The organism is Capnocytophaga sp. FDAARGOS_737 (assembly GCF_009730375.1).
Classification (GTDB): domain Bacteria; phylum Bacteroidota; class Bacteroidia; order Flavobacteriales; family Flavobacteriaceae; genus Capnocytophaga; species Capnocytophaga leadbetteri.
Map to the genome: position 1 here is coordinate 695,994 of NZ_CP046316.1, position 23,084 is coordinate 719,077.

Below are 23,084 nucleotides of genomic sequence, written 5' to 3' on the forward strand. Positions count from 1 at the left end.
TTAACATTTTATATTTGGCAGTAATAAAAATAGTCACTAATTTTGGGGCGTTAAATAATTTAATTTTTTATATATGGGAAATAATAAAAAATACCTTTATAATGGCTCTTATGAAGGAATGACTGGTATTATTTTAGAGTCAAGAGGTGGAACTAAGGGAACTAAAAATGAAAGAAATTCTGATTACAAAAGTCTCTTAAAGTTAGTTCTCGATACGCTTGTTAAAGGGCAACAAGGAAATGTAAAAATTTTTGTTGCATCAAATAATAAGAAATATGAAAAAATAGAAGATCGGTTAATCAATATTGATGGAGAGTTTATATTTGACTTTTCAAATATTGATACTGCCTCTTTTCTACCTAAATTAAATAAAGCTATTAAAAAGTTAGGGCAAGATGAAGGAGTTGAAGGAGGCAATAGTACAAAAAGATTATTTTTTACAACAGAGGATTTTGGAATTCCTTTTATTTTAGAAGAAAGTGAAGAGACAAACTTTCCTACAAAAAAGGATATTGCTACTATATTACAAAAGTTCAAATTCCCCTTTGATCGTAATAAGAAATTAAGAGAAGAAGTTAAAGAACTTGTTTTAGAACTACAGAAGTCACTAAAGTCATATTTAGAAACTGTTTTAAAGGAATATAAATGGGAAACAGAGTACACTCCTTCTGATAATCAAAGAGATAGTTTTGATATTTTTGGGCGAAATGAAAAAACGGATCATTGTATTATTATTGAGTTAGATCCTCATAGAGCTGACTCTGTAGCTAAAAAATTTGTATCAAGAATGGCTATAATGATTGATAAAAATATTACTTACATAGCTTTCATTTACCCAGGTACAGATAAAATGTCTATTCCTGAGACTAACAAATATATTGTCTATTGTCAGGATTTAACAAAAGTGCTCAATAATAATAATTGTAAGAAAGAATTTATGGGCTATTATTTGTAAGACTTACATAAGTTACTATACAAAGAGTGATAGAACGATTTCTATCACTCTTTTTTATTTACCAATCATCTCCATTCCTCCCATTCTTCTCAGCCCTCACAGCCTTCTCATTTCTTCCACCTGTCTCACTTGTCCCACCTGTCTCACTTGTCCCATTCTTCCCAGCCTTCTCACCCTTCCCATACACAAACCTTCAGCGAACCTTCAGCGAACGATGAGCGAAGGGTGAGCGAACAACAACCAACTTTTGTCTCTTCTTCCTCTTTGTTAAAATTTTGCATTTTTTGCAGCAGAAAGCCTCTAAAACTGATAATCTTTCAATAAAAGACCTTTTGGCTGCTTCTCTTTTGCGTTTCTTGCAAAATAGTAAATATCACAAAACAACGCTAAATTGTTAATGTTTGTTAAATTTTTACTTTTTTCTTGGTAGTTACGAAAGATAATGATACTTTTGGCGCATTAAAACGTATAAATGTATGGATAACACACACAAAATCGCTTTGTTTATTTTCTGTTGGCTTTTCCCTTTTTGGCTAATAGCTCAGGAAGTAACTATCAAAGGTACCGTAAAAGATGAAGACGGACTTGAGCTGCCAGGGGCGGCTATCGTCATCAAAGGTACTGCTAAGGGTATGGCTACCGATTGGAATGGTAACTTCGAGATGAAAGCTCATCAGGGCGATATCTTGGTCTTTTCGACTATCGGCTATGCTCCTAAAGAGGTAAAGGTAGGCAAGGAGCGCACGCTGCATATCGTCCTCTCTGCTGATGTGCAACAGCTCGAAGGTACTGAGGTAGTAGCAGTAGCCTATGGTACTACCGACAAAAAATCGTTTACAGGCTCTATGGCTACTATCAAGGCCGACGCTATTCAGGCCAAACAGACTACCGATGTGGCCAAAACCTTAGAAGGGGCTGTCGCAGGGGTGCAAATCTCTACCTCGTCAGGGCAACCTGGTAGTAGTTCTGCTATCCGCATTAGGGGTATTGGCTCTATCAACGCTTCAAGTGCTCCCCTTATCATCTTAGACGGGATGCCTTTTGAAGGGACGCTCAACGCCATCAATAACAGCGATATAGAGAGTGTGAACGTGCTAAAAGACGCTTCCTCTTCGGCTCTCTACGGAGCTCGTGGTGCTAATGGGGTGGTGCTTATCACTACCAAAAGTGGTTCTAAAGGGCGCCTATCTATCTCGGTAGATAGTAAGTTGGGCTTCAACTACCGCGGTATCCCTGAGTATGATATTATCAGCAGCCCTGGCGAATACTACGAAACGCTTTGGGCGGCGCTTTACAACCAGAATTTGTACGCTCAAAGACAAGCTGATGCCTTGGCGCGCAGCAATGCCAGCCAATCGCTTATCAATAATGTGGGGGCAGGCTATAATATCTATAACGTAGCTGATGATAAGGTGGTACTGCCTACCGGTAAACTTAATCCTGCCGCTACTATCAAATATTCTGATGCGGCTACTTTCAACCAATGGGAAAAGGCTCTCTTCAATAGTCGTGTGCGCAAAGAGCACAACCTGAGTATGACCAAAGGTACTGAACACAATAGTTTTTACTTCTCTTTTGGCTATTTGGGCGATGAGGGCTATAATATGAATAGTTATTTTAACCGCTATTCTACTCGTTTTGCTTACAAGGGCGACATTACTTCTTGGCTAAAAGCCAATGCTTCTTCAATGATTACTTACACCGAAAAACAAGGCAGTACAGAGAGCAGCAGCTATGATAACCCTTTTGCGTGGACGCGAACGATAGCGCCTATTTATCCTATCTACGAGCACGATGCCAATGGCAATCGATTAAATACTTACGACTATGGGGCTACCCGAAAGTTTAATGATAATACCAACCCTGTAGCTACACAGCGCGAGAATCTAAACTACAGTCGCGATTATTATTTCAATCAGGCGCTTTCGTTAGAGGCACAACTGCATAAAAATCTCACTTTTTCAGTAAATGGCAATTTTTATGCTAATTTCTATGATGTGAACTACTTCACTACTCCATTAGGTGGTGCAGGTAAGAACTATGGAGGGGAATCAACTAAGTACAAATCTGACAATATAGTAATGACCTTTAACCAATTATTGCGCTATAGCAAAAATTGGGATAATTATGGTATAGAAGCCCTTTTTGGTCACGAAAGCTATCAGAAGCGTTTCGGTACTATAGAGGGTAGCAAGAAGAACTTCGTAGACCCCCGCAATAGCGAGTTCAATAATGCTGCGGTGCTCAGTTCACTCACCTCATATACTCGGCGTTACTTTGTAGAAGGCTACTTCGGTCAGCTAAATGCTAACTATCAGCAAAAGTATTACCTTTCAGCTAGTTTGCGCCGTGATGGCTCATCAGTATTTGCACCCGAAAATCGTTGGGGTACTTTCTGGTCAGTAGGAGCCTCTTGGTTGCTTAGCGAAGAGAAGTTTTTAGAGAAAGTAGATTTCGTAGATTTGGTAAAACTGAAGTTGAGCTATGGGGTACAGGGTAATGACGAGCTTTATTTACCTGGCGGAGGGCGCTCATACGTGCCTTATATGACGCTCTACAGCGTAAGTACTAATGGCAATACCCCAGGGCTTGTAGCCAGCTATAAAGGCAATCGCAATATCACTTGGGAAGAGAGTGGCAACCTCAATGCAGGGATAGAATTAGGTTTCTTTAGAAACAGACTCACCTTGGAGGCTGACTACTTTGTAAAGAAAACCAACGACCTGCTGTTTAATATGCCGTTACCTGCTTCTACGGGCTTTAGTTCAGAACCGCGCAACGTAGCTGATATGGTAAACAAAGGGGTAGAGTTTTCATTAGCGGTAACCCCTGTGCGTACTGATAAAGTACAGTGGACTGTTTCAGTAAATGGCTTGCACTACAAGAACGAAATAACTCGCCTACCTGAAGAATTACGTGAAAAAGGACTAACACGTGGCTATCAAACACTGAAAGAGGGAGGCAGTATATACGATTTTTATTTGGTGAAATGGGGAGGCGTAAATCCTACCAATGGCGATGCCCAGTTCTATGTAAAAAATGCTACTACGGGCGAATATGAGCTGAAAGGCAGTGCAGATTACGATAGTTCGAGCAAGCAATATGCAGGCACTTCTATTCCTGACTTACAAGGGGGCTTTGGTACCACTCTTAGTGCTTATAATTTTGACCTTGCAGTACAGTTTTCTTACCAGTTAGGGGGTAAATTCTATGACTATCAGTACGCTGGACTGATGCATTCAGGCGACTTGGGTAGAACTTGGCATACTGACATTCGCAATCGTTGGACGCCTGATAATACCACCTCAGACATTCCGCGTCTTGAATTTGCTAATCAGAAGATGCTTAATCTTTCTGACCGCTTTATGGTATCGTCAGACTATCTATCGCTGCGCAATATAAGTTTGGGGTATACTTTCACGCGCCAGATGGTAGAGAAATTAGGGCTTACTAAGCTGCGCTACTACCTTACGGCTGATAATGTGTATTTGTGGAGCCACCGCAAGGGCTTAGACCCTCGTACTAGCTTGTCGGGCAGTAATACAGCTGCCGTATACAGCCCTATTCGTACCGTTTCAATGGGATTAACACTCACTTTTTAAAATTGCAAAAGCTATGAAAAAATATATACTTTCCACCGCTTTTTTATCACTACTTATTACCGCTTGTTCTAAGAGTGATTTCGACCCTAAGGTAGATGAATACCTCACCGACCAGCGCAAAGAGGAGCTCAAAGCCGATGTAGATACTAAAGCCAGCTTACTACAAGTAGAGCTCAATGGTATTTATAATAATAATGTAGCACTACAGAATAGCTATCACGATTCGTTTGGGCTGAAGTCTATCCATCTATCCTTAGACCTTACAGGGCAGGATATGGTGCAAGCTTCGTATCATTGGTTCAGTTATGACTATTATTTCGATATGCGAAACGCTACCTATTCGCGCACTAGCTTTATGTGGAATTTTCTCTACCGACAAATTAGTGCTATCAACACCATTTTAGCCGATTATTTTGCTGAAGTCCCTACCGAGCAAGTGCTTTATCAGAAATATGCTGAACTGAAGTCGTTAAGGGCTCTTTATTACTACTATTTGGTGAATTTGTATCAGCATTCTTATAAGGGCAACGAAACAAAATTAGGGGTGCCGCTAATGCTGAAGCCTACTGATGCCAAGTTAGCACGCGCTACAGTGGCAGAGGTGTATGCCCAAATGATAGAAGATTTATCGGTAGTAGATGATGCTCGCTTTACCATTACCGAAAGCAAAGAAGATGTTGATAAAGCCGTAGCAGCTGCTTATTTGGCTAAAGTATATGCGCATAAAGAAGAGTGGGCAAAGGTAGCCCAATACGCCCAAATAGTGCTTAATGCTTCTGATTTCAATTATACATCAATGGCTGAAGTGCAAGGGGCTAAGTGGGATATTAGTAACACTTCTTGGCTCTGGGGCTACGACATCACCCAGCAAACTACCACCTCTTGGGGTTCTTTCTACTCGCATATCGACAATACCATAACACAAGGGTATGCAGGGGGAGCAGGGGCTTATAAGAATATGTACAGCAACCTCTACGCTAAAATAGCTGATACTGATGTGCGCAAGAAAATATACATCAATAGTACGCTTTTCCCTGCGATAGCAGACCGCTATAGTTTGCCCAATTATGCTAATGTAAAGTACGCTACCGACCAGCGTTTCTTGAGCGATTACTGTTTCATACGCATAGAAGATCCTTTCTTTTTGTATGTAGAGGCTTTAGTAGAGCAAAACGATTTGACTACTGCCAAGACTACCCTCGAAGATTTTATGCAGAACTATCGCGACCCTTCTTATACACTCACCGCAACTACCCAAGCGGCTATGCGCGAAGAAGTGCGCACGCAACGCCGTATAGAGCTTTGGGGCGAAGGTACCTCTTTCTTCGATTTTAAGCGTTGGCACTTAGGGGTAGACCGCAAAGAGGCAGGCAGTAATCATACTTTTAAGGTGACCGTACCTGCAGGAGATAAACGTTGGGTATACCAAATACCACAAGATGAGATAGAATCAAACGCTAAAATGGTACAAAACGAGTAAAAGACAACCTACAACAGACTAAACAAGAACCTAAATAGACGGAGTTGCCCGAAGGAGTATTTTCTTCGGGTAACTTTTTTGTGTTTACTCTTTCACATTTCGTCTTTATTTAGTATCTTTGTCGCCATAAATGTTTTGTTATGAATAAACACCAGCTACGTGTGCAAGAAACACTGCAATATTTTACACAGAAAGATATAGGTTTAGCTTTCAGAAAATTGTTAGATTGTGCTGCTGATACGCAGCAGATGTCTATTTATGAGAAAGCCATCGCACTAACTGATTGGAAAGAAAAACACCCTGCTGAGGTAGAAACTCTTATCGAAAAAGCTACAGTGCTACTCAGAGAGATAGCCGATTGCAAGGTAACGGAACTCCCTACAGAAACGGCTGTATTAGTAGCTGAAGAGGTGCGCAAGCACTATGCTTTAGGGCGCTTTCAGTTAGGCCCTATCTCGCTTTCTATCAAAAAAGGACAAGTATATGGGTTGGTAGGCGAGAACGGCAATGGTAAAACTACCCTATTGCGCATTTTAGCACGCGACCTGTCATACGATTCGGGAGTAGTGAAATACTACTTTACCGAGCGACCTAAGAACGACTATGACCTGCGTACTAAACTTATCTACATACCCCAGCGCACCGAAAAGTGGTATGGTAGCCTGAAAGACAATCTGAAATTTACCCTTTCAAGCTATGGTATTCCGGCTGAAGAAAACGAGCTGCGCACCCTGCTTATGATTGCCCGTTTAGGGCTTTGGCAGTACCAACACTTAGATTGGAATGCCCTTTCGTCAGGTTATAAAATGCGCTTTGAGTTAGCGCGTACCCTTTTGCGCCAGCCGGAAATTCTCCTACTCGATGAGCCTTTGGGTAATTTGGATGTATTGGCACAACAGGTTATCTTAGAAGACCTGAAGATGATAGCCAACTCGGTAAATCACCCTATTGCCCTTATCCTCAGTTCGCAGCAGCTTTTTGAGGTAGAGAAAATATCAGATAAGGTAATATTCTTGCGCAACGGTCAGTATACAGATAATGCCGAGGCAACTGCCACAGAAGAGGCTATGCCGCTGATAGTAGAGATAGATACTACTAACACCCGCGAAGAATTGATGGCAGTATTCAAAGCATTTGCGCTTGAGAAACTCAACTACAACGGAGGGGTATATGTAGCGTATTTCCGCCCTAATACCGAGTATTCGGCTGTATTAGAGGCTTTGGGTAAGGCAAAGATAGACCTTACTTATATTCGCAATATATCGGCTTCTACACGTAGGTTTTTTGTAAGTTAAATATGAGGGGAGTTATGAATAAGTATTTGTTAGAGCGTTATCCTACTATTTGGAATACGCACATCGTTTGGGTACTGCCCTTAGCACTCTTGGCGCAGATATTGTTTTTTATAGGTGGTTTTTGTCTTATAAATGACGATATGCTCAAAGATAGCTACTACAGTATCTACAGCAGCTACGAGGGGATACCCTTAATACTAAATCTAATTGTCAGTGTGCTGCTGTTAGTAGGCTGGCTTATCTATCTGTTCCGCAATAATGCCTTGCAGCATTTTTATCCGTTAAAGGCACGACAAATCTTTGGGCAGTTCGTATGTTTCTTTCTGACGATACTGCTATCAATTTCGTTGGCGGTACCGTTTTTTGCAGGCCAGAAAGCAAAGGCACACTGGCGGTATACTGATAGCTATATAGACGAAGTGCTACATTACTATCCCGAGGATTACCAGATGTATGACTATACCGACTATTATCCGCAAGAGCAGGTAGAAGAGTATTACATAGCCCAAAATGCCCAACGGCTTAAAGAAAGAGATTTTAAATATTGTGTATATGAGCCATTACAAGTGTTTGTAATATTGTCGTTTTTTATGGCGATGGTGCTTTTCTGCATACGTGCTACGGGGCTCCGCACTTTTTTGTTTTCGGTAGTCTTTTCGGGGGTACTGAGTCTGTTAGTCACGATGCTGGCAATACTCTTTATTCCGCTAACCGAGTTTACCTCTTATTACGATGAAGAATGCGCAATGGGGCTCTTTCTGCTTACCTATGTAGTTGTGTTAGTGCTTTCACTCAAGCTACAGGGCAAGATACGCAAGCTCTTCAGTGGGGTGCTGCTGAATGTATCAATAACATTTTTTGGATTAGCGTTTTTCTTTTTAGGGTATCTATTGATAAAACTTATCTATCATTGTCTCTATTTAGCTAATACATCGGAAAACTACTACGATTATGAGGCACTCAATGCATTATCAGATTGCATGGATTTTTTTGCAGGCTCTTATTTTGGGTACTACCTGATGCAAGGGATATTTGTACTGGTGGTAATGGCTTTTACCGCCCTATACACAAAAGCAGTGCTGCGTTGGAAGGCATTGCCCGAATAACAAATTATTAAGCAAATGAAGAAAATAGAACAATATTTATTAGAGCGTTATCCGTCTCTGTGGAATACCAAAATAGTGTGGCTATTGGGCATTGCCCTTTGTGCGCACTTGTTTTTCTTTCTTTTTGGCTTCTTTTCGGTGAATGAAGAAGACTTTAGTACAAAATATTTTGGTACAATAGAAAAATTCTTTCCAATAGCCTTTTTGCTCAATTTTGTCATTTCTACTTTGCTGTTGGTAGGCTGGTTAGTGCAGATGAGCAAAAACAACGCCTTTAAGCATTTTTACCCCAGTAATGCGCTCAAACTCTTCGGGCAGTTTGTACAGTATTTTCTGATAGTTTTTGCCTCTATTTCGTTTTTTATATCGTTTGTGATGGGCGAAGATGTACGTTTTAGGTGTCATTACTCGTCTTCGTATGTAGCGTCACTTAAACTGCAATACCCTACAATAGAAAACAAAATGGACTATGATGACCCTCAGCTACAAGAGGCGTATTACGTTATTACAAATGCTGAAAATAAAATAGGAGTAGTAAAGATATTAGGCTATCTTGATATTTTTATGATGATAGCCCTCTTCTTTTCGCTGATAGTATTTTGTGTGAGGGTCACTAATGTGCGTTCATTTCTTTTTGGTATTGTTTTTTCGCACGTGCTGGCACTGCTTTTGGCTATCCTATCAATAATAACAGTCTTTGCTTTGGGTGGCGATTCGGTGGCGTGGTTGTACATACTAACCGCTTATCTGATGATATTTGCCTCAGTATACCTATTAGGACATATCAGCAAGCTGCATTCGGCTATCCTCATCAACTTTTCGCTTATTGTATTTGTTCCCGCTTCCTACAGCACCCTATTGCTTATAGAGGGGCGACTGTTGCCAAGTAGTTTGCCTAATAACTATGTAATATTAGCAGCTACTTTTGTGTTTATATATTTCTATTCGAGGGTACTGCACCAGTGGAAGGCAGGAGCGGAATAATGATAAAAAATAGATTTAATTAAAATTTGGTATATAAATATCTTTTTTAGTTGCTAATTGGTGAAAAATTAGTACCTTTGCCGCACTAAAAAACTTAATAATAATTATAACATATGTCAAAAACAAAGTACACCAGAACGCAAACTAGTTTGCACCCCGAAATTATCGACCTTCTTAACGAACAAGTAAGTAAAGAAGCAGAAGCAAGTTCGCTTTATTTAGCTATGGCTTCTTGGACAGAATACAATGGTTACTCACGCAGTGCTGAGTTTTTCTATAACCACGCTGTAGAAGAGAGAGACCATATGATGAAAATCTTCCGTTTCCTTAATGAAAACGGTGCTCGTGCTTTCGCTCCTAAAGTAGGAGAAGTACAACAAGAATTCGGTTCACTAAAAGAAGTATACGAAAAAACTTTAGAGCACGAAATAAAAGTAACTCAGTCTATTTTTGCTATTTTCAAGAAAGCGCGTCAGTCAGACGACTATGCTTCAGAAAACTTCTTGCAATGGTTTGTACAAGAGCAATTAGAAGAAGAACGCTTAGTACACTCTATCTTAGACCTATTTGAGTTTTACAATGATAACGACTCGCCTATCGCGCTCAAACTTATTGACGAACGTATACCATTAGAACAAGAATAATGATTTTAGTAACTGGCGGAACGGGGCAAATAGGCAGCCGCTTGCTTTTGAATCTTACGAAAAATAAGGCGTATAAAGTGAGGGCTATCTACCGCAATACCCAATCGCTTGAGAAAATCAGACAATTATTTGTAAAACACAGCGATAGTGGCGCCGCTCAGTTTGACACTATCGAATGGATACAAGCAGACTTAAGTAACATCCCCGCACTTGAAAAAGCGTTCGAGGGTGTTACTTTCGTTTTTCATTGTGCTGGTTTAATCTCATTTCAGCCCCAAGATTTTGATAAACTTATAGAGGTGAACGTACAGGGCACTGCCAATATAGTGAACCTCAGTATCGACTTTGGGGTAAAAAAACTCTGTTATGTAAGTTCGGTAGCTACTCTTTCAACCCTACCTCATACCCCTATAGACGAGGAAAACGATTGGAATAACGAAGATAATAATACCGATTACGCTATCAGTAAACACGGAGCAGAGATGGAGGTATGGCGCGGTTCGCAAGAAGGCTTGCCGGTAGTAATAGTAAACCCTTCAGTAGTGTTGGGGGGCGATTTTGCTGATAGAGGCTCAGGCTTGTTGTACAAGAAAGTAGCCGACGGGTTGCGCTATTATCCGGCTGGTGCTACAGGTTTTGTAGGGGTAGATGATGTAGTGCGCGCTATGGTGCAGCTACAATTCTCTGAGGTAGAGGGCGAACGCTTTGTACTAAATGCTGAAAACCTAACTTATAAAGCTGTTTTAGAGCGTATTGCTAAACAATTAGGGGTGAAAGCCCCTACTAAACGAGTGTCGCATCAGATGTTGCGCTTCTTGGCGCGCCTCGATGGGGTATTGAGCTTTTTGCACCTTAAGAAGCGAACCCTTACTCTTGCCTCTGCCGATGCGCTGGGCACGGTAACCACTTATAACGGCGAGAAGATAAAGAAGTATATCGATTTTAATTACGAATAACAATGCGATACTTATCGTTTTTACTTTTCCCTTTTGCGCTTCTTTATGGGGCGATAGTGCGCTTGCGGCATTGGTGCTATAATACGGGGATTTTTAAAGAACATACTTTTGCAGTGCCAACTATCTGCGTAGGTAATGTAGCGGTAGGGGGTACTGGCAAGAGTCCGATGGTGGAATACTTGGTCAGGCAGTTGCACCCTAAGTGCCGTGTGGCAGTACTCAGTAGGGGGTATAAGCGCAAGACGAAAGGCTTTGTGTTAGCTGATGCACAGTCCACAGTAGCTGATTTAGGCGATGAGCCTTTCCAATTCTGGCGAAAATTTCATAAAGATATTATTTTAGCTGTTTGTGGAGATAGGGTAGAGGGGATGCGGCAGCTGTTGCAATTGCCAACCCCGCCTACAGTGGTTATCTTAGATGATGCTTTTCAGCATCGCCCTATAAAAGCAACTAAAAATATAGTCCTAACGGCTTATGGGCAGCTATTTACTGACGATTGGCTACTACCTATGGGGCGACTCCGCGATGTGGTGAGCCGTGTGCAGCAAGCTGATATAGTGGTAGTGACTAAATGTCCGCCCGACCTATCTGCTGCTGAACGCGAACGTATTGTGGCACAGTTGCAGAAAAAGACCCGCCCACAAACTCCTATTGTTTTTGCTACTATAGCCTATAGTGAGCAAGTGTATTCGGCAGCAGGCGAAAGTCCCTTAGAATCGTTTATACAACAACCTTTTACCTTAGTAACAGGCATAGCCAATCCGCAGCCGTTATTAGATTTTCTAAAGAGTAAAGGAGTTGACTTTCAGCATATAGCCTTTCCTGACCATCATCATTTTACTGATAAAGAATTGCAACAACTGCAAGGCTTGCGTGTACTAACTACCGAGAAAGATTATGTGCGGTTTGAGCAAAGCTGGGAGGGGTTATACTACCTGCCCATCGACATGCAGTTCTGTACTAATGAAGACGCAGTAAAATTTGGCACAGTTTTTGGTGCACTTACGCAAGAATAAATGTTATTAATACAAGTACCTTATGACAAAAAAACTTATCGCTATGGTGGTGCTTTTGTTTGCAGCCACTATTACTCTTGAAGCTCAAGAAATTAAATGGATGACTTTTGACCAAGCTATTGCAGCACAAAAGAAGAAACCTAAGAAAATATTTATAGATGTATACACCAGCTGGTGTGGCCCTTGTAAGATGTTGTCTAACAACACTTTTGCTAACAAAGATTTAGCAAAATACGTAAACGACAATTACTATGCGGTGAAATTTAACGGTGAAGGTAATGAAGTGGTAAACTACAAAGGACAACGTTTTGAAAACAAAGGTTATGACCCAGCTTTGGCAGACCGTAGAAACTCAATTCATCCTTTTACTAACTACTTACAGGTGCAGGCTTACCCTACTATGCTATTCTTAGATGAAAATGCTGACCTAATAACCAGCATAGCTAGCTATATGACACCTTCGCAGTTAGAAGTGTATTTGAAACTATTTGCTACTAACGACTATAAGAAAATCACTACCCAGCAAGAGTTTCAAAACTATCAAAACAACTTTAAAAGTACTTTTAAAGCTAACTAATAGCGTCCATTTTAAAATCACTTTTTCATAATTAAAAAGAAAAACTCTTGACATAATGTCAGGAGTTTTTTATTTTTTTATTATTTTTGCAAACTGATTAGCCAATTGGCAAATTGATAAATCAACGAACTGACACATTAACAATATGACAAAAATACTTATTATAGAAGATGAATCGGCTATACGGCGGGTACTTTCTAAGATATTGCAAGAAGAAAGTAAAGAATACGAGGTCTTTGAGGCTTCAGATGGTATAGAAGGTTTAGAAAAACTGAAAAAAGACGATTACGACTTGGTGTTGTGCGATATCAAAATGCCTAAAATGGACGGATTGGAGGTGCTCACCGAGGCTAAAAAGATAAAACCAGAAGTTCCTTTTGTGATGATTTCGGGTCACGGCGACTTAGAAACGGCTGTAAATGCTATGCGTCTGGGGGCTTATGATTATATTTCTAAACCGCCCGATCTAAATCGTCTGCTCAACACAGTGCGCAATGCCCTCGACAAACAAAAGTTGGTGGTAGAGAACAAACATCTGAAGAAAAAAGTGAGCAAGCGCTATGAGATGATAGGCGAGAGTGCCCCACTACAACAGATACGACAGATGATTGAAAAAGTAGCTCCCACTGAGGCTCGTGTGCTTATCACAGGTTCTAATGGTACGGGCAAGGAGTTGGTAGCGCACGCTATCCACTGCCAGAGTGAGCGGGCTGAAGCTCCGATGATAGAAGTGAACTGTGCCGCTATTCCTTCAGAATTGATAGAAAGTGAGTTGTTCGGGCATATAAAAGGGGCTTTTACCTCGGCTGTAAAAGACCGCGCAGGTAAGTTCGAGGCGGCTAATAATGGCACTATTTTCTTAGATGAGATAGGTGATATGAGTTTGTCAGCCCAAGCGAAAGTACTGCGTGCTTTGCAAGAAAATAAGATTACCCGTGTGGGTAGCGATAAGGACATCAGTGTAGATGTACGTGTGATAGCGGCTACTAATAAAGATTTGAAAAAAGAGATAGCTGAAGGGCGTTTTCGCGAGGATTTATATCATCGTTTAGCGGTAATACTTATCAAAGTCCCCTCTCTTAACGAACGCCGCGATGATATTCCGTTACTTATCTCTCATTTTTCTGATAAAATAGCTGAAGAACAAGGCATAAGTCCGAAGAAATTTAGCAAAAAAGCTATAGAACTATTGCAAAAGCAGGATTGGACAGGAAACATCAGAGAACTTCGCAATGTGGTAGAGCGTCTTTTTATCTTAGGAGGTAAAGAGATTTCAGAAGACGATGTAAAGGCCTTTGCAGGCAAATAATTTGCTGATGAAGTGATACCTTGAAAAACAAATAATAAAAAATGAAATCTTTTTTTAAACCTTTAAGGAATAAATATTTCTGGAGGGGAACTATTTTGCTATCGCTGTGGTTGCTCTTGGTGATTATCGCTTGCAATGTGCAGGTAGATAGAAAAACAGCCAATGCCTTATACAGCGATGTAAATGCCGTGCCTACTTGCGAGGTAGGTTTGTTATTGGGTACTAATCCTTATCTGAAAAATGGGCAGCCTAATAAGTATTTTCTTTATAGAATAGAGGCGGCTGTGCAGCTGTACGAGGCAAAGAAAATACAATACATATTGGTGAGTGGCGACAATCATCGAAACGATTATAACGAACCTGAAGAAATGAAAAAAGCCTTGATGCAGAGAGGGGTACCTGAAGCAAACATCATATTAGACTATGCAGGTTTTAGAACATTAGATTCGGTAGTGCGTGCTAAAAAGGTGTTTGGTAAGGAGCGTTTTCTTATTATATCGCAGCGATTTCATAATCAACGGGCATTATATTTAGCCCAACACCACCATATAGAAGCAGTAGGCTTTAATGCCCAAGATGTAACGGCTTACTACGGACTGAAAACACGCGTGCGCGAATATCTGGCACGATTTAAACTTTTTATAGATCTGTGGTTTGAAGTAACGCCCAGATTTACTTAACAAAAAATAATTGACAATAAAAAAATGGCTATAATAATAACGGATAATTGTATTAATTGTGGGGCTTGTGAACCAGAGTGCCCCAATAATGCTATTTATGAGGGCGGACAAGAATGGAGCTATGCCGAAGGGACAACACTAAAAGGAAAAGTTGTGTTGCCAAGTGGTGCTGAGGTAGATGCCGATGAGATGATACAGGCTGTTAGTGATGACTATTACTTTATAGTAGCTGATAAATGCACTGAGTGCATAGGCTTTCACGATACGCCTCAATGTGCGGCAGTATGTCCGGTAGATTGCTGCGTACCTGATGGTAATCACCAAGAAACGGAAGAGGAACTTTACGCTAAAAAGCGCTTCATTCATAATGAAGAGTAAAGTTTAATTTATTGATGAGTTTGGCACATCATTTGTTTTTATAAGGGTGAAAAACTCTAATAAAAATATCCTTATGAAAACAAATGTATCCTTATGTATAGCAGCTGCCCTAATGGTAGCGGCTTGTGGCGACCCCTCTCACCGGCATAACAGCGGTGAAAAGGTAAGTGTAATCAATTCTACACCAGATGAGGTAATAGAAGAAGATGTAGAGATAACGTCGAATGAAGCTGCCCTAATGGAGCCTTCGGCAAATGCTACATCTAAGATGATTCTCTCGTCTCCACCCCCACCCCAACAGCGCAATGCTGAAACCTACAAAGAGATAAAAGAAAATTCATTTGTGGCGGTAGCACAACAACCTGTAACTACTTTTTCAGCAGATGTAGATAGAGCTGCTTATGCCAATGTACGCCGCATAATAGGCTACGGACAGATACCCCCAAAAGATGCGGTACGCATAGAGGAGATGGTAAATTATTTTGATTACGACTATCCCGCCCCTGAAGAAGGAAGTGCCAGTCCGCTACGGGTATCACCCGAATTGGCACCTGCTCCTTGGAATCCTAACCACTTATTACTTCGTATTGGGTTACAAGCTAAGAAGATAGACCTTGCAAAAGCACCCCCTTCTAATATTGTATTCCTTATAGACGTATCAGGCTCTATGGACGAAGAAAATAAATTGCCCTTATTACAATCTTCTTTCAAAATGTTATTAGGGCAACTCAGACCCGATGACAAAGTAGCGATAGTAACCTATGCTAATGGAACTAAAGTAGCGCTTCCGTCTACTAGTGTGAAAGACAAAGAAAAAATAATAAAGGTGCTTGACAATCTCTATGCCAGCGGAGGTACTTCAGGTGGCAAAGGTATACAGTTAGCCTATGAACAAGCTCAAAAATCGTTTATAAAGAACGGTAATAACCGTATTATTTTAGCTACTGATGGCGACTTCAATATAGGAATAAACAATACGACAGATTTAGAGAAATTCATCGAAAAACAACGAGAAAGTGGTATCTATATGTCAGTTTTGGGCTTCGGAATGGGTAATTACCGCGATGATATGGCAGAAACCATAGCCGATAAAGGCAATGGTAACTACGCCTATATAGACAACATTACCGAAGCTAAAAAAGTGTTAGTAAATGAGTTGAGCGGCACCCTTTTCGCTGTAGCTAAAGATGTAAAACTACAGTTAGAATTTAACCCTAAATACGTAAAAGAATACAAGCTAATAGGTTATGAAAACAGAATGCTCGCCAATGAAGATTTTACTAACGATAAAAAAGATGCTGGCGAGATAGGGGCAGGGCATACGGTTACTGCACTTTATGAGTTAGTACCTTCAGACGGGAAAGTAGCACAAAGTCTTCGCTATCAGTCACAAGAGTTAAACGAAAAAGGCAAAGGCAATGAGTTAGGATTCCTCAAAATACGCTACAAAGACCCTAAAGTGAAAGATGCTAAGAGTGTAGAAATAACCGAACCTTTGATATTCAACAAAAAAGCCTTAAAAGAGACTAGTGCTGACTATAGATTTGCCGCCAGTGTAGCCGAATTTGGCATTTTGCTAAGAGACAATAGCAACAAAGCTAACGCTACTTACGACCAAGTAATAGAATTGGCCGAAGGGGCGATAGGCAAAGACCCAGAGGGCTACCGAAAAGAGTTTGTCAGATTAGTTAAAAGTGTAAAAATGTTGCCGAAATAAAATAAAAAGTATTACCTTTGCAGCCACTTGTAGTTTGTAACTATAAGTGGCTATTTTTGTAAAAATATAATAAGAACGTGCAAACAGAAGAAAAAGAACTTTACCGCTTTATACAAGCACCTGATTGGGCAAACACCCTATCAGATACTGAAATAATAGCTTTATTAGTAGATACCGACTTCTCGCGAGAGCAAACCGATGAGGGGCGCGACTACTGCTATTTCTTGCATAAATACAGTAAAATAGACATTGATAGTACCTCCGATTATACCTTTATGGCTTATACGCTTACGCAACCAGAGAACTTAGAGCGTGCCTCGATGTATGATATGATATTAGAAGAGAATGAATTTTTTAATATCCACCGTATCAGTGTGTACCGCAATGGTGAACTTATAGATAAAACTCCTGATACTACCATAAAAGTGCTCGATAACGAAAATCAGAGTAACAGAGGTGTTATCAGCAGTTCTAAAAAGCTCAATTTTTCTATAAAAGACCTTCATTTAGATGATATTCTCATTTTGGAAGACACTAAAGAAAAAGTGTTTACCGAAAAAGAGTTTTTGCGTCGCGACTTTATGAAATATATCTATGTAACCCCAGATACTTATTGGGCTTATGGTAGATACCACTTTAAACTTATCAATAACAGAGATAAACGAGTAGCTTATAAAAATGTATTTTTCCGCGATGAAGAAAGAAATGTGCTGCCTAGTGAGGTGAAGTACTTAGCACAAGGAGAAACTTTTGAAATCGTTGAAAATGATTATATCAATCCTGTAGACCCTAATCGCGAGATATTCCCTTTTATAGATTTTGCTACCGATAGCAATTGGAAAGACCTCTCTAACTATATTTATCCTTTGTATGAAGGGGTATTCAATGCTCAACTTACTGATTTTGCTCCAGATTTGGTAGCTAAATTAGATGCTATGCCTACCCTTGATGAAAAACTGCAGTACGCTATAGAATTTGTACAAAATAACATCTACTATGTGTACAATGCCGATGAGATGAATGGGCATAAACCACAAGAACCTGCTGTTACTTACCAAAATAAGCAAGGAGACTGCAAGGCAAAATGCGTATTGCTGAAGTGCGTACTCAACTACTTGGGGGTAGATTCATCAGTAGTATTAGTGAATTACAATGTAGATTTCTACCTAAAATACTATTTACCTTCGCTGCTCTCGTTTAATCACGTAGTGGTGAAAATCAACCATCAAGGGCAAGAGTATTTTATAGATGCTACCGCTCGTAATGAGTTTGGCCGATTAGAGAAACGCGCTGTTATCTCTTTCTGTTTCTATATGGAAATTTTGCCTGACCAAGAATTACAAGTACGCAAGCCTATTCGTTTTGCTGATTATTGCATAGATGAGAAGATTAGCTTGATAGTGAAAGAAAATAAAGGTAAAATAGAGCTACTGACTACCTATCGATACAACCGTGCTAATACAATGCGAGGCTATTTCAAATCAAGTAATAAAAACGAGCGTTTAGATAGTTGGAACAACTCATTATTTTATGCTCTTAATTACGCAAATGACCGTAAAGGCAAGGATTTTCGCGATATATTCAAAGATGCTACCCTACAAATAGTGAAAGACGATAAGGTAGAAAACGAATTGACGGTGAAATATGAGGCTACTATAGAAAATCCTTATTTTGTAGACCCGCAAGGGAAACGTTTCCTTATGTATTTTGACGGTAGTGTGCTGAAAAATAGTATAAGAGAGCACCAACACAGCGATGTGAGCTTCTGGCATAATTTCGATAGCGAACGCTATGAAATCTACCTACAAACCGATGAAAATATTGATACTAAAGAGAAGTACACTATACAAGAGTGCGACATACAGAACAAGTATTTTACTCATAAGACCCAAAAGTTTATTACTAAAAACTCGGGCAAAGTGATAGTAGAGTACAATCCGCTGATGAATATAGAGATTCCGTTAGACAAATTAGAGCCAGTACGCGAAGACTACCATACAATGGCTGATAGCAACTTTGGTATTGGGATAGATGTAGTAGAGAAAGGATTTTTAAACTCGCTTAAAAGACTTTTTAAATAAAGTTTAAATGAAAGATTGGGTACCAGAAATAGAGAAGCAATCGCAGGCTGATATAGTAGCTTTGCAAGAGAAAAAGTTGCAAGAAGTGTTAGCGTATGTAAATGAGCATTCGGCATTCTATAAACGACTTTTCAAGGAGCATAATATCAATGTGTCGGCTATTAAAACACTTTCTGACCTGACTAAGCTCCCTACTACCTGCAAAGATGATTTGCAACGTGATAACGATGCTTTCAGATGTGTGCCTAAATCAGCTATTGTAGATTACGCTTCTACTTCGGGTACACTTGGTACGCCTGTTACTTTTGGCCTGACGGATAATGATTTGAATCGTCTTGCCTATAATGAGGCTATTTCATTGGCTTGTGCAGGTATAAAAAAGGGAGATGTAGTGCAGTTGATGACTACTATTGATAGGCGTTTTATGGCAGGACTAGCTTACTTTTTAGGGGTACGCCAATTAGGAGCAAGCATCGTAAGGGTAGGGGCAGGGATACCAGAGTTACAGTGGGATAGTATTAGACTATACGAACCTACCTATTTGATAGCTGTGCCATCATTTTTGCTGAAAATGATAGCTTATGCCGAAAAAAATAGGATAGACTATGAAGCCTCATCAGTAAAAGGAGTAGTATGTATAGGAGAGTCTCTTAGAAATCAGGATTTTAGTAATACTCTTCTCGCTGAAAAAATAGCCGAGAAATGGAAAGGGATAAAACTTTATTCTACTTATGCCTCTACAGAGATGAGCACTACTTTTACAGAATGCGAATACCAGCAAGGGGGGCATCATCATCCTGAGCTCATCATCACTGAAGTATTAGATGATGCAGGTAATAGAGTAGGAGAGAACGAAAGTGGAGAGTTGACTATCACCACATTGGGGGTAGAAGCAATGCCCTTGGTACGTTTTAGAACTGGCGATATAGTGACGATGCATACAGGTACTTGTGCTTGTGGGCGCAATACAGCTCGGGTAAGTCCGGTATTAGGGCGCAAACAGCAGATGATAAAGTATAAAGGAACGACTTTATACCCACCAGTATTGATGGATTTGCTCACTAATTTTGAAGAAATAGAGAATTACATCATAGAAATAAGTACAAATAGCATACTCACTGATGAAATACTTATCAGGATAGGTACACACACCCCAACAGAAGCTCTAAAAGAGCGTATTAGTAATCATTTTAGAGCTAAAATAAGAGTCGTGCCTAAAATAGAGTATTGCGATATCGCTATGTTAGAGCGAGAATTGTACCCATTGGGCAGTAGAAAACCAATGAAATTTGTAGATAAACGAAAAGGTTAGTTTAAAAAAGTTCTTTCATTTTGTTTTTCCACTTCTCGTAGAAAGGAGGTGGGTAAAGAGCGAGGGAATTATCAGCCAGCGAGGTAAATACTTGTACTGTTTCGCCTATACATACTAATTCGTCAGCTTCGTTATAAAGGAAGTATTGGAAGACCAATTTGGCTACAGAAGTAAGCATATAGTGTGTTTCTACGCGTAGTTGCTCTCCGTATTGCACCATTTTTTTGTGTTCGCAAAGAGATTTTACGATAGGGGTAGCGTAGCCTTCACGTTGTACATCAAGGTATGAAAGTCCGTATTTTCGACCGAAAGCCTCTCTTCCTTCTTCAAAATATTTAATATAATTGCCGTGCCAGACGATACCCAAGGGATCAGTTTCGCTAAAACGCACCCTAATAATGACAGAGGCAGTAAGGGTTGTAGGTGTATAAGAATCTTTTCGCATATTAGATAACTAAATACTAATTAAGCAGCAAAGGTAATAAATAAAGTAGAACTACCTATTAAATTAATAATAGTTTTGTATCTTTGCGGCCATTAAAATAAAAATAAAAGACATAAATAATGCTATATCATCTATTAGAAAACTTAGAAAATTACGATTTCCCAGGGTCGGGATTATATAAATACCTTTCGTTTAGGGCGGGAATGGCTCTGCTGCTTTCGCTCTTGATTTCTACTATTTACGGTAAGCGTATTATTAGCTTTTTACAACGTAAACAGATAGGTGAAACTGTCCGTGATTTAGGGCTTAGTGGACAAAATGAAAAAGCAGGTACGCCTACTATGGGGGGGATTATTATTATTCTCGCTACACTTATACCTGTGCTTTTGTTGGCTAAACTAAACAATGTCTATACTATTTTGTTACTTATCACTACTGTATGGATGGGTACTATTGGTTTTATAGATGATTATATCAAGACATTTAGAAAAAATAAAGAGGGACTCAAAGGGCGTTTCAAAGTATTAGGACAAGTGGGACTTGGTATAATAGTGGGGGCAACTCTCTATTTTAGCGATGCCGTAACTATAAAAAGTGAAAAAACAGGAATAGGGCGCACGCGTACCGAAGTGGTAACAACTGCTAACAGTGAGATAGCAGATACTACTAATGAGGTAGTAGTGCCAGAAATAAAATCGACTAAGACAACTATTCCTTTTGTGAAAAATAATGAGTTTGACTATGCAGACCTAATAGCTTGGACAGGCAAAAATTATCATCACTATGTGTGGTTAGTATTTATTCCGTTGGTTATTCTGATAGTAACAGCAGTCTCAAATGGAGCAAACTTAACTGATGGTATTGATGGATTAGCAGCGGGTAGCTCGGCTATTATAGTGCTCACCTTAGGGATTTTTGCTTGGGTGTCGGGGAATATCATTTTTTCGGAATATCTGAATATAATGTATATCCCCAGAGTGGGTGAGATGACTGTATTTATAGCAGCTTTTGCTGGTGCTTTAGTTGGTTTTCTGTGGTATAATACCTATCCTGCTCAAGTATTTATGGGTGATACGGGTAGTTTGACTATAGGCGGTATCATAGCAGTTATTGCTATTGCGGTGCGAAAAGAGCTATTGATACCAGTTCTTTGTGGTATTTTCTTGGTCGAGAACTTGTCAGTAATACTGCAAGTCGCTTATTTTAAATACACTAAAAAGAAATATGGGGAAGGAAGAAGAATATTCTTAATGTCGCCTTTGCACCACCACTATCAGAAACGAGGCTATCACGAAAGCAAAATAGTAATGCGCTTTCTAATAGTAGGGATTTTCTTGGCGGTAATATCAATAGTTACACTGAAGATTAGGTAATTAGTCGTTAATCATATTGATAAGGTGTTCGTTGAACCATTTATAGCGATTGATAATCATAATATGTGTGCCACCGTGGATAACGGTGGCATTTTTTATATACTGAATAGGAAAAACAGGGTCTTTATCGCCGTGAATATGAATTGTACGGGGTAAAGGCTCTTTTTGTTGCCAATTGACAATACGGTCAATAGACCAATCGAGGTAGGAGGGAGAACGTAAACCGATATATTTTTCGTATAAAGTTAAACGTTTGTTCATCGCTTCAGAAAAAGAAAAACGTTTCCAGAACTCTAAATGGCTAATAGCTCTCACAGGTAATAACTTGTGTAAGTAAGTATAACGAGCCAATAGCATCTTCTTAGGGAGTTCGTATTGCGTTTTCACACTCGATATAATCACTACTTTTTTATAATTTATTTGCTTAGCTACTTCTTGCATTATAATTCCACCAAAAGATACGCCTAAAAGAATAGGATTAGGAGCCGTAATTGTACTTGCTAAACGACTGGCATAATGCGCTAAGGACTCATCTTCTTCAGGCATAATCCAGTCGAGGAGGTGAATGTCGTAGGCATTTGGGAAATGCAACCGCTCGAAAATCTTAGGGCTTGCCGCCATTCCCGGCATTAAATAAATTGTAGGCTTATCTTTTATATTCATTTCTTATTGCTTTTTTACGAAAAATTAGTAACTTTGCACCGGATTAAGTATTAGTATCCTTCGATGATTGTTCGCTCATCGTTCGCTCATCCTTCGGTGATCGTTCGCTCATCGTTCGCTCATCGTTCGGTGAAAACTAATGCTTGGCAAAGTTACGATATTTTTTGAATAATACATATTACTAATTAAAAAACTAAAAACATATTGCTATGGAAGTAACAGATAGTGAATTTTCGCGTCAATATCAGGCTAAGCAAAATGGGGAACTCGCCTTTGTAGAGTACTCAATTCAAGAGCGTAAAATATTTTTTACAAAGACCTTACTTCCCGAATCGGCTGATGAAGCCTTTGTAGATGAATTTTTCAAAGGGGTTCTGGCTCTTGTATCGCAGAAAAAGTATAAGGTGGTACCGGTATGTCCGGCAGCTATTGCTTTTTTTAAACGCAACAAAGAGTACAAAGAGGTGCTATCGGCTGGCATCAGAATTTGATAATATATAAAATAAATTTA

The 23,084-nt window shown here is 39.7% G+C and carries 20 protein-coding genes; 18 read left to right on the forward strand and 2 right to left on the reverse strand.

Features of this window, described 5'->3' with window-relative positions; all coding sequences use genetic code 11:
- Window positions 1–73 precede the first annotated feature (73 nt).
- The 16 genes from FOC45_RS02995 (at window position 74) to FOC45_RS03070 (ending at window position 20,092) form a co-directional block, all read left to right on the forward strand.
- Window positions 74–955, forward strand: a complete 882-nt coding sequence (locus tag FOC45_RS02995; protein ID WP_009392746.1) for a hypothetical protein — start codon at window positions 74–76, stop codon at window positions 953–955.
- A gap of 476 nt (window positions 956–1,431) precedes the next feature.
- Window positions 1,432–4,557, forward strand: a complete 3,126-nt coding sequence (locus tag FOC45_RS03000) for a TonB-dependent receptor (RefSeq protein WP_009392744.1) — start codon at window positions 1,432–1,434, stop codon at window positions 4,555–4,557.
- Between the two features lie 13 nt (window positions 4,558–4,570).
- Complete coding sequence (locus tag FOC45_RS03005) at window positions 4,571–6,037, forward strand: RagB/SusD family nutrient uptake outer membrane protein (protein WP_009392742.1); 1,467 nt, start codon at window positions 4,571–4,573, stop codon at window positions 6,035–6,037.
- 140 nt (window positions 6,038–6,177) lie between these two features.
- Window positions 6,178–7,332: an ATP-binding cassette domain-containing protein gene (locus tag FOC45_RS03010; protein WP_009392741.1), complete on the forward strand. Its 1,155-nt coding sequence runs from the start codon at window positions 6,178–6,180 to the stop codon at window positions 7,330–7,332.
- A gap of 14 nt (window positions 7,333–7,346) precedes the next feature.
- The gene (locus FOC45_RS03015) at window positions 7,347–8,438 is read left to right on the forward strand and encodes a hypothetical protein (protein WP_052141387.1); all 1,092 of its coding nucleotides are present in this window, start codon (window positions 7,347–7,349) and stop codon (window positions 8,436–8,438) included.
- A gap of 15 nt (window positions 8,439–8,453) precedes the next feature.
- A complete protein-coding gene (locus tag FOC45_RS03020) occupies window positions 8,454–9,422 on the forward strand; it encodes a hypothetical protein (RefSeq protein ID WP_009392739.1) in 969 nt (322 codons plus the stop codon).
- Window positions 9,423–9,535: 113 nt separating this feature from the next.
- Complete coding sequence (locus FOC45_RS03025; protein WP_009392737.1) at window positions 9,536–10,066, forward strand: ferritin; 531 nt, start codon at window positions 9,536–9,538, stop codon at window positions 10,064–10,066.
- Window positions 10,066–11,022 carry an NAD-dependent epimerase/dehydratase family protein gene (locus tag FOC45_RS03030; RefSeq protein WP_009392735.1) on the forward strand — a complete coding sequence of 319 codons (957 nt, stop codon included), beginning with the start codon at window positions 10,066–10,068 and terminating at the stop codon, window positions 11,020–11,022. Before FOC45_RS03025 ends, FOC45_RS03030 begins: the two co-directional genes overlap by 1 nt.
- Window positions 11,023–11,024: 2 nt before the next feature.
- Window positions 11,025–12,038 (forward strand): tetraacyldisaccharide 4'-kinase, encoded by a 1,014-nt coding sequence (lpxK, locus tag FOC45_RS03035; RefSeq protein WP_009392733.1) that lies wholly within the window; start codon window positions 11,025–11,027, stop codon window positions 12,036–12,038.
- A gap of 22 nt (window positions 12,039–12,060) precedes the next feature.
- Window positions 12,061–12,615, forward strand: a complete 555-nt coding sequence (locus FOC45_RS03040) for a thioredoxin fold domain-containing protein (protein ID WP_009392732.1) — start codon at window positions 12,061–12,063, stop codon at window positions 12,613–12,615.
- Between the two features lie 145 nt (window positions 12,616–12,760).
- Complete coding sequence (locus FOC45_RS03045; protein WP_009392731.1) at window positions 12,761–13,924, forward strand: sigma-54 dependent transcriptional regulator; 1,164 nt, start codon at window positions 12,761–12,763, stop codon at window positions 13,922–13,924.
- A 41-nt stretch (window positions 13,925–13,965) separates the two neighbouring features.
- Complete coding sequence (locus tag FOC45_RS03050; protein WP_009392730.1) at window positions 13,966–14,604, forward strand: vancomycin high temperature exclusion protein; 639 nt, start codon at window positions 13,966–13,968, stop codon at window positions 14,602–14,604.
- A 24-nt stretch (window positions 14,605–14,628) separates the two neighbouring features.
- Window positions 14,629–14,982, forward strand: a complete 354-nt coding sequence (locus tag FOC45_RS03055; protein ID WP_009392729.1) for a 4Fe-4S binding protein — start codon at window positions 14,629–14,631, stop codon at window positions 14,980–14,982.
- 73 nt (window positions 14,983–15,055) lie between these two features.
- Entirely contained in the window at window positions 15,056–16,699 is a 1,644-nt protein-coding gene (locus FOC45_RS03060) for a von Willebrand factor type A domain-containing protein (protein ID WP_009392728.1), read from the forward strand.
- Between the two features lie 77 nt (window positions 16,700–16,776).
- Window positions 16,777–18,780 carry a DUF3857 domain-containing protein gene (locus FOC45_RS03065; RefSeq protein WP_009392727.1) on the forward strand — a complete coding sequence of 668 codons (2,004 nt, stop codon included), beginning with the start codon at window positions 16,777–16,779 and terminating at the stop codon, window positions 18,778–18,780.
- A 7-nt stretch (window positions 18,781–18,787) separates the two neighbouring features.
- Entirely contained in the window at window positions 18,788–20,092 is a 1,305-nt protein-coding gene (locus FOC45_RS03070; RefSeq protein ID WP_009392726.1) for a phenylacetate--CoA ligase family protein, read from the forward strand.
- 1 nt (window position 20,093) lies between these two features.
- On the opposite strand, the gene FOC45_RS03075 is transcribed toward FOC45_RS03070, so the two are convergent.
- Window positions 20,094–20,537 (reverse strand): thioesterase family protein, encoded by a 444-nt coding sequence (locus tag FOC45_RS03075; RefSeq protein ID WP_009392724.1) that lies wholly within the window; start codon window positions 20,535–20,537, stop codon window positions 20,094–20,096.
- 119 nt (window positions 20,538–20,656) lie between these two features.
- Between FOC45_RS03075 and mraY the strand changes: the two genes are divergently transcribed.
- On the forward strand, window positions 20,657–21,910 hold the full coding sequence (gene mraY / locus FOC45_RS03080) for a phospho-N-acetylmuramoyl-pentapeptide-transferase (protein ID WP_009392723.1): 1,254 nt from the start codon (window positions 20,657–20,659) through the stop codon (window positions 21,908–21,910).
- Here mraY and FOC45_RS03085 read toward each other — a convergent pair whose 3' ends face one another.
- Window positions 21,911–22,573 carry an alpha/beta fold hydrolase gene (locus tag FOC45_RS03085; RefSeq protein WP_009392722.1) on the reverse strand — a complete coding sequence of 221 codons (663 nt, stop codon included), beginning with the start codon at window positions 22,571–22,573 and terminating at the stop codon, window positions 21,911–21,913.
- Window positions 22,574–22,782: 209 nt separating this feature from the next.
- Here FOC45_RS03085 and FOC45_RS03090 point away from each other — a divergent pair, with 209 nt between their 5' ends.
- Complete coding sequence (locus FOC45_RS03090; RefSeq protein ID WP_009392721.1) at window positions 22,783–23,064, forward strand: GNAT family N-acetyltransferase; 282 nt, start codon at window positions 22,783–22,785, stop codon at window positions 23,062–23,064.
- Window positions 23,065–23,084: the final 20 nt, after the last annotated feature.

What these genes read in the sequence shown, in the direction of transcription:
- FOC45_RS02995 (WP_009392746.1), top strand. Translation starts at nt 74, where the DNA reads ATGGGAAATAATAAAAAATACCTTTATAATGGCTCTTATGAAGGAATG.
- FOC45_RS03000 (WP_009392744.1), top strand. Translation starts at nt 1,432, where the DNA reads ATGGATAACACACACAAAATCGCTTTGTTTATTTTCTGTTGGCTTTTC.
- FOC45_RS03005 (WP_009392742.1), top strand. Translation starts at nt 4,571, where the DNA reads ATGAAAAAATATATACTTTCCACCGCTTTTTTATCACTACTTATTACC.
- FOC45_RS03010 (WP_009392741.1), top strand. Translation starts at nt 6,178, where the DNA reads ATGAATAAACACCAGCTACGTGTGCAAGAAACACTGCAATATTTTACA.
- FOC45_RS03015 (WP_052141387.1), top strand. Translation starts at nt 7,347, where the DNA reads ATGAATAAGTATTTGTTAGAGCGTTATCCTACTATTTGGAATACGCAC.
- FOC45_RS03020 (WP_009392739.1), top strand. Translation starts at nt 8,454, where the DNA reads ATGAAGAAAATAGAACAATATTTATTAGAGCGTTATCCGTCTCTGTGG.
- FOC45_RS03025 (WP_009392737.1), top strand. Translation starts at nt 9,536, where the DNA reads ATGTCAAAAACAAAGTACACCAGAACGCAAACTAGTTTGCACCCCGAA.
- FOC45_RS03030 (WP_009392735.1), top strand. Translation starts at nt 10,066, where the DNA reads ATGATTTTAGTAACTGGCGGAACGGGGCAAATAGGCAGCCGCTTGCTT.
- lpxK (WP_009392733.1), top strand. Translation starts at nt 11,025, where the DNA reads ATGCGATACTTATCGTTTTTACTTTTCCCTTTTGCGCTTCTTTATGGG.
- FOC45_RS03040 (WP_009392732.1), top strand. Translation starts at nt 12,061, where the DNA reads ATGACAAAAAAACTTATCGCTATGGTGGTGCTTTTGTTTGCAGCCACT.
- FOC45_RS03045 (WP_009392731.1), top strand. Translation starts at nt 12,761, where the DNA reads ATGACAAAAATACTTATTATAGAAGATGAATCGGCTATACGGCGGGTA.
- FOC45_RS03050 (WP_009392730.1), top strand. Translation starts at nt 13,966, where the DNA reads ATGAAATCTTTTTTTAAACCTTTAAGGAATAAATATTTCTGGAGGGGA.
- FOC45_RS03055 (WP_009392729.1), top strand. Translation starts at nt 14,629, where the DNA reads ATGGCTATAATAATAACGGATAATTGTATTAATTGTGGGGCTTGTGAA.
- FOC45_RS03060 (WP_009392728.1), top strand. Translation starts at nt 15,056, where the DNA reads ATGAAAACAAATGTATCCTTATGTATAGCAGCTGCCCTAATGGTAGCG.
- FOC45_RS03070 (WP_009392726.1), top strand. Translation starts at nt 18,788, where the DNA reads ATGAAAGATTGGGTACCAGAAATAGAGAAGCAATCGCAGGCTGATATA.
- FOC45_RS03075 (WP_009392724.1), bottom strand. Translation starts at nt 20,537, where the DNA reads ATGCGAAAAGATTCTTATACACCTACAACCCTTACTGCCTCTGTCATT.
- mraY (WP_009392723.1), top strand. Translation starts at nt 20,657, where the DNA reads ATGCTATATCATCTATTAGAAAACTTAGAAAATTACGATTTCCCAGGG.
- FOC45_RS03085 (WP_009392722.1), bottom strand. Translation starts at nt 22,573, where the DNA reads ATGAATATAAAAGATAAGCCTACAATTTATTTAATGCCGGGAATGGCG.
- FOC45_RS03090 (WP_009392721.1), top strand. Translation starts at nt 22,783, where the DNA reads ATGGAAGTAACAGATAGTGAATTTTCGCGTCAATATCAGGCTAAGCAA.